Below are 7,131 nucleotides of genomic sequence, written 5' to 3'. Positions count from 1 at the left end.
AATAATATGATAATCCTATTCCCATCGCAGCAAAAATATATAATGGCATCAACAGATGCCTAGAGGCAGATTTATGCGTAAAACCTAGGATTCTTTCAATGGCATAATTTTTCTTATAGATCTCTATATACATATATATAATAAATAGCATTGCAAATATCAATAAAATCCCGTATAATAGAATATTTATTTTAAGATTATTTAGAACCTTATCCGCAGATATCCAAAATGTTTCAGCATTATTCTCTATGAATTGAAGTTCAAACCCAGCTTCTTTAATACTATCTCCATATTTTTCAATGAACTGTGATTGTTCAGCAGGATTCTTCAATACAAAACTATAATTTTGTCCATATAAATATGGTTTTCCATTATCAATATGAAAGTTTAGAAATTCTTCAGGTACTGTACTTGTAGGTACATATATATCTTTACCTGAAAGATAGTGATTACAAACGCCTACTATTTCGTATTCTATAACATCACTTTTATGATAGTTCTTCCATTCTTTTCTGTCTTTTTCAGTCACTAAAAGCACTGGGATTTCAGATTCCATATATTGAAGGGAAATTTTATCTCCTAATTTTAATTCTCGTGCTTTAAATAAATTTTTTCCAACTACACAAACTTTATTATTGTTCTTATAATCATCATAGTTGATCCATCTTCCATCAAACAAAGTATATCCCTCTAGATTTCCTTGGGTATAGGGGTGAGTTTCCATGTTTTTAGTTGCAATGATGCTAAATGCTCTGGTATTCATATCTAAAAGCTCTATATCCTCTCTCATTTTTTGCCATTTAGGGCCCTCTAAATTGAACTCATCAATATTATCAATTTTCTCATATAAAGGTCCTCCATCGTATAATGGTTTTAACATATATGAATCCGGCCTTTCCATACGTGAAGCATCATAAGACATTGGCTCACATCTAAAAAGATAATCAGCTCCAATTTCAAGTCCATATAACTCATCAAGGACGGCATCATTTATATATGGAATTAATTTCAATATGCCGTCTGCTTTACTACTATTTTCATATTTTTGTGCTATAAGACTAAAGAATCCGTCTTCAAACATTTCTTCGCTATCTGGCATATAGATCCAATCTGGATATCCAGCAATTAGTTTTTGCACGCGACCTTCCAAGGTCACCCCATCATACTTATCCTTGACGTAGTTTCTAGTTCGTATATTTTCAGGTCTTACTATAACGAATAGATCATAAGCAAAAAAATCCATTCCTGGATGTTCATTTAAAAAATCATCCTCAAGATATTTGTTGGCTGCATTTAATAGATTATCACTAACTCCTAACGACCATATTCTACAGTCTTCATAAGCAATCATTGGATCATCTTTGAGCAGCTCTCTTATCTCATACACATTGCCGTCGCTTCCATCTGATAAGTCCATCTGCAGATATCCAATACTATTATACGCTCCTTTTGCAGACTCAACTTCTTTACTAACTAGGCTATATGAGGTAAAATTCATAATAAAAGCACCGGAAACTAATGAAAGTATTAAAATAAGCAAGACAAATTTGATTGGACGTCTAATGATGGATTTCAATATTGGATTTTTCACGCTAATTCACCTCCAGTAAAATAAATTCTAACACTTATTAATCCTTATATAAAGGATCAATAAAAAAATAGTCTCAGCTTAGATTTTTCATCTAAGCTGAATAAAAGCAATGTATGAATTTAGTCATTATGTCACGTTATTACATATATGATCGGTCTACAGAAGGAACATTATTATCATATATACCATCGTATCTTGTATGATACTCTTTATAATACTCTATCTAGGACATTTTTGGTAACATATCAATAGATGTGAACTGTGTTATACCATATCTACAATTTTATCTAATAGTATTTTAAAATCTACTTTGCCACATATATTTAATTCTTCATTCATATCTAAAGTGCTAATCTTTAGTTTGATAATATCATCATCCTTTGTAACTTCAATTGTCATTGAATCCTCTATTTCTTTAAATGATTCGTCTTTAGAATATACTAGTTCCACATCAGGCTCTAAAATATATTCTAATTGTTTTCTTCTGTAGGATTTGCCTATATCTTTGAAATAATATATATAATATAAAGTAGCATCTATGTAATTTGAAATGGAAAAACAATTATAGCCATCCTCAAGAAAGGCATCTCTTAGTCCTGCCATTATGTAATAAACAACTTCTTTATTGCCTTGAAAGTATATAGTCGCAAAATTATTTAAAACTGTATTCGGTACATCTATTGGATAAATTTCATCATTTGGTATAAACCAAAAATCAAATTTATAAGATGTAATTATCTCCTTAATTTCCTTATCTATGGTTCCCAAATAAACTATACGAATTCTATCTTCTTTTTTAGGCAGTAGTTCTAAAAAACTACTAAATTTCTCAATAGTATATTCTTTATTTTTGTTAGGAATAAAAACATAATCCCTCGTATCAGCTTTAAATCTTATATCACTATATATTTTTCTGACCTTAAATGGCAATATTTCCTCAACGATAATCTCATTATCAATATTAATTATAGTAACATCTTCTAAAAAAATAGGATGTTCACATAAAAATATTTTGTCGGATATTCCCAGTCCTTCTAATATGCAACTATTATTATTCTTAAATTTAAGCATATTATATATTTTAGCAGTTAATACTGGTGCTGCGTAACTATTAGCACTTTGAGTAATATAATTTATATCTTCATTTATATTTATCCTATGCTTGGATGGCATAACAAAATTATACCCCCAGCATAAATTATCTTCATACTCATTAAATAACTCACTGGCTCTAACAGAAAAAACATAGGGATAAACAGCTGGAAATGAAAGACCTTTACTATTGCTATGGGCTGCAATGATAATTTGATCGTTATTTATAATATCCTTTATAATATCTCTTAATAGATAATCATCCTTAAGATTTACGGAACCGCCACTAAAATGTATAATAGATATATTATTATCAAAACAGTACTTAAAAGCAGTAATTAGAGCCTTAATATTTGCATTCACTTCAGTGGAATTAGAAATTCTTATACTTATAATCTCTGCTTCCGGAGCATATTTATTTATTATTTTACATACATTAAAACCATGATCAGTACTAATTAGAACATCATCACTGGTATTAATAACTAAATTTTCACTACTGACCATTAAGTTTTCAATTATATTTAATTCTTTATTGAATACAGGCAATACCCCTTCATCCATTACAGCTATTTTCATAATTAAGCTTCACCTTCTACCATATATTTTTTCTGCTGATATCTAAATAATTCAGCATATCTTTTATTATCCTTTAACAATTGTTCTGGTTTACCATCCTCAATAACATTACCATCTTCTAAAACTATAACCCTGTCTGCTAAAGATAGATTAGATAATCTATGAGAAATAAATAAAGTAAGCCTATTTTCAGTTATATCCTCTAATTTATTGAAAATTTCATGCTCTGCTCTTGGATCTAAATTTGAAGAAACTTCATCTAATATAAGAATAGTATCCTTACGATATAGTACCCTAGCTAAAGCTAATTTTTGAGTTTGTCCACCTGATAGAATTAGACCATTTGGTGTGAAAAATTTAGATATATATGCATCTAGTCCTGCTTCATTTAAATTTAAAATCTCTATAAAATCACTTTTCTCTAAAGCTTCAATTATATCTTCATCATTAATCAATACATCGGGATTTGTTAAATGAAAGTTTTCTTTAATAGTAAAGGCAAAATTATTCATATCTTGAAAATAAACACTAAAATTTCTTCTTAAAGAAGTAATAGTATAGGATGATATATTAATGCCATTTATCAAAATTTCTCCAGAGGTTGGTTCATAAAATCTAAGTAAAAGTTTTATAATAGTAGATTTCCCTGAGCCATTTAATCCTACAAATGCAACATGCTCAGAATTCTTAATATGAAAACTAATATCTTTCAAAGCATATTTTTCACTAAGCGGATAGACAAAACTTACATTCTTAAAAGTAATACTGTCTACAATTTTTAATTCTAATATACCATTATCTTCGATTTTGTTTGTATATTTAAAAAGAGATTTATAATTATTCATCCTTAATTTATTTTCAACTATTTCCATGGAAGAAGATATAAAGCTAGATGTCGAATGCCATAATTGTCCTAATAGTCCACTTAAAAATATGTAGTCCCCTATAACTAATTTTCCATTCACTATATTAAAAATTATATGACCGCTTATAATAACAAGAACAACCTCTGGTAAGAAATCTAATATAAGAGTTATCCTAGAGCGATTCTTTAAAATTTTCTTACGCTGACTAAATAGTTTGCCCCATAGATTATCATAGGAATCTTTTAGTATCTTACTTGATTGAAAAAGTCTCACATCTTGGCTAAAATCCCTATTAAAAGCTATCTGTTGAATATACGACAGCTTTCTCCTATTTGATATTTGTCCTAAACTTAAACCATAAAGAGACTCTGTATAATATCTTAAAGCTATTCCAGAGGGCAATGCAGCCATTGTCATTATTAAAGCATAAATAATATTCTCATTTGAAAGAATAACAAATGCTATTAAAAATGACATAATAGCACTGATGGCAGATATACTTGAACCTAATGCTTGAACCAGAATTGAACCATCTCTCATTGCTGATGTAATCTTATCTTGATAGTTTGGATTATCTAAATATGCTAAATCCACATCAAAGGAAAATTCTATCATATTTCTTGTCATCCATTGGTCTAATTGTTCTGAATGGACAATTCTAGAATAGATTTGAACCTTTATCATTATTACTTTTAATAAGGCTATTAAAGCCATCAGAAATAAAAGATTATATATATATCGAGTATTAAAATTGCCTATAGAGGCAGATATATAATTAATTATCTGCCTCGAAACAAAAACAGCTGCAATATTTAATAATGGATTAAGCAATTCTGCTGATACCCTCAATATTGTATATAAATGAGAAACCTTCCAAGAAAGCTTAACACACCAAGAAAAGACCTCTATAAAATCCTTTATGTTTTTTACAAATTTGCTCACTTTTATTTTCTTAAGCATAATAAAACCTCTCAAATTGTCTATTTTACCTGCTCAACCTGCTCAATAATTCCATCCTTTATTCTCCATACATTATCCGATTGTTCTGCTATTTCCATATCATGAGTAACAATGATCACACAAAAATCTTGTTTATGTGCCAGTTCTTGCAATATTTCAATGATTCTCTTACTATTTTCTCCATCTAAATTGCCCGTTGGCTCATCTGCAAGTATTATCTTAGCACCTGTTGCAAGGGTTCTAGCAATAGCAACTCTTTGTTGTTCTCCTCCTGATAGTTTTGCTGGATACCTGGATTGCTTATCTCCGTCTATACCTAGAGATTCTAGTACTTTTTTACTCTTTTCTCTTGCTTGATTCTTATCTATTCCCTTGTATATCATAGGAAAGCTTACATTTTCCAAAGCAGTCAATAAGGGGAACAATTGAAATGCTTGAAAAATCATTGATATAGAATCCCTTCTGTATTCATCTAAATCTAAATCTTTTAAATCTTTATCATTTATAGTTATAATCCCTTGGGTCGGTTTATCTAATCCTGCCATTATGGAAAGCAGTGTAGTCTTACCACTACCTGAAGGGCCTACTATTGCATTCAACTCTCCACCTTCAAATCTACAGTTTATATCTTTAAGTACATCTTTATTTGCACCTTTATATCTATAATATAAATTCTTCATCTCAAGCTTTACCAATATACTCCCTCCCTTTATTCCTTTACCTGTAGCATTTCTAATGGCTTTTTATAAAGCACATTTTTTAAACTTGCTAAAACACCTATAATACTTGCTAACAAGTACCCAACTATGACAAAGAGATACTTCCATATTGGATATACTCCAGATTTAAAGGTTACTGCACTTATTACTGCGATAGCTATTACCTCTCCAATAATTATTAGTATTAAGTTCTCCGTAAATACGTATCGTTTTACTTCCACTTCTTTTACTCCAAGGATTCTCATGATTGCCAACTCCTCACTTCTCCTAAGGATTAATAAATAGGGTAAAACTACAGCGATTATCAATGATAACACTAAGATGATTGGATATATAATACTTAGTAATTCCAAATTTTTTTCCAATGGTCCAATAGTTTCGGTCAGTATATCATCATAAAGGACCAGTTTGTATCCAGTACTATCACCAGATGTAGTTTTAGCTATTCGATTCAATATCTCTTCCCTATTATCGTAAAGTTCTGCATTCTTCTCTTTATCAAATAATAAATCAATTCTTTCATAGTTAATTCCGTTTCTTTCAATTAACCTAACAGCATCTATTGGAAAGATAAACGTTTCTTGATATACTGTCCTACTTGGAATTCGGTGTTGTTCATAATAGGCATCATGTGTTGGGAATCCATAGCTTTCATAAGTACCGACAATAGTTCCATATACATCGGGATAATTTGATCCTGCATCTTTTAAGGATACTTTATGTCCTATCTCTAAGTTATAGGTATCCATAGCTGCAGTAGAGGCTAAAATTGGAATTTCATCTTGTGTTTGAGTATAGGAGTTGATCTTATCGATTATACTTTGATCCTCTATCCCCGATAGTTTAATTCCGTTATCAGAGTTTAGTTCTTTATTAGATGCTAATGTGGTCATTTGTGTATATTTTTCGTAATATGCTAAATCTAAATTGCTTTCTCTTTTAATGGTTTCTTTAATTCCATTTCTGTCAATATTTATCTCACTATACTCATTATCCACAACTCCAAAGTAATCTTCAACTAAACCAGTTTCTAAGATTTTATTTAAAATATCTTCAGAAATATATCCTTTATATGAAAATTTTGCTTCACCAATATATTTTATCTCTCCATATATGGTTGTTTCAGATATGGTTTTATCAATGAATACCTGATTTGATTCTATTACATTGATTAACCATGTAAGAGTCCCAATCAAAAGTCCCGTTACAACTACCATTAAAATCGTAGTTACAATAGATCTAGAAATATGTTTTTTACCATACCCTTTGAGGACTGTCTTTCCTTTACTGATATTTATATTTGAATCGTCAAATGAAAGGACAT

The 7,131-nt window shown here is 29.8% G+C and carries 5 protein-coding genes; all 5 read right to left on the bottom strand.

The window, feature by feature from the left end; translation table 11 throughout:
• Positions 1 to 1,591 (bottom strand): ABC transporter permease family protein (locus BUA21_RS14330; protein WP_143147183.1); only part of this gene is annotated, 1,591 nt, incomplete at its 3' end.
• A 264-nt stretch (positions 1,592 to 1,855) separates the two neighbouring features.
• Positions 1,856 to 3,262, bottom strand: coding sequence for a S8/S53 family peptidase (locus tag BUA21_RS14325; RefSeq protein ID WP_072745503.1), 1,407 nt, complete (start codon positions 3,260 to 3,262; stop codon positions 1,856 to 1,858).
• Between the two features lie 2 nt (positions 3,263 to 3,264).
• The gene (locus BUA21_RS14320; protein WP_072745502.1) at positions 3,265 to 5,088 is read right to left on the bottom strand and encodes an ABC transporter ATP-binding protein; all 1,824 of its coding nucleotides are present in this window, start codon (positions 5,086 to 5,088) and stop codon (positions 3,265 to 3,267) included.
• Positions 5,089 to 5,108: 20 nt separating this feature from the next.
• Positions 5,109 to 5,783, bottom strand: a complete 675-nt coding sequence (locus BUA21_RS14315) for an ABC transporter ATP-binding protein (protein WP_072745501.1) — start codon at positions 5,781 to 5,783, stop codon at positions 5,109 to 5,111.
• 14 nt (positions 5,784 to 5,797) lie between these two features.
• The coding region (locus tag BUA21_RS14825; protein WP_159429122.1) for an FtsX-like permease family protein at positions 5,798 to 7,131 on the bottom strand (1,334 nt) is incomplete at its 5' end.

Origin of the sequence: Sporanaerobacter acetigenes DSM 13106 (assembly GCF_900130025.1) — a bacterium.
GTDB classification, from domain to species: domain Bacteria; phylum Bacillota; class Clostridia; order Tissierellales; family Sporanaerobacteraceae; genus Sporanaerobacter; species Sporanaerobacter acetigenes.
This window is presented reverse-complemented; position numbering and strand designations above follow the sequence as displayed.

What these genes read in the sequence shown, in the direction of transcription:
- BUA21_RS14325 (WP_072745503.1), bottom strand. Translation starts at nt 3,262, where the DNA reads ATGAAAATAGCTGTAATGGATGAAGGGGTATTGCCTGTATTCAATAAA.
- BUA21_RS14320 (WP_072745502.1), bottom strand. Translation starts at nt 5,088, where the DNA reads ATGCTTAAGAAAATAAAAGTGAGCAAATTTGTAAAAAACATAAAGGAT.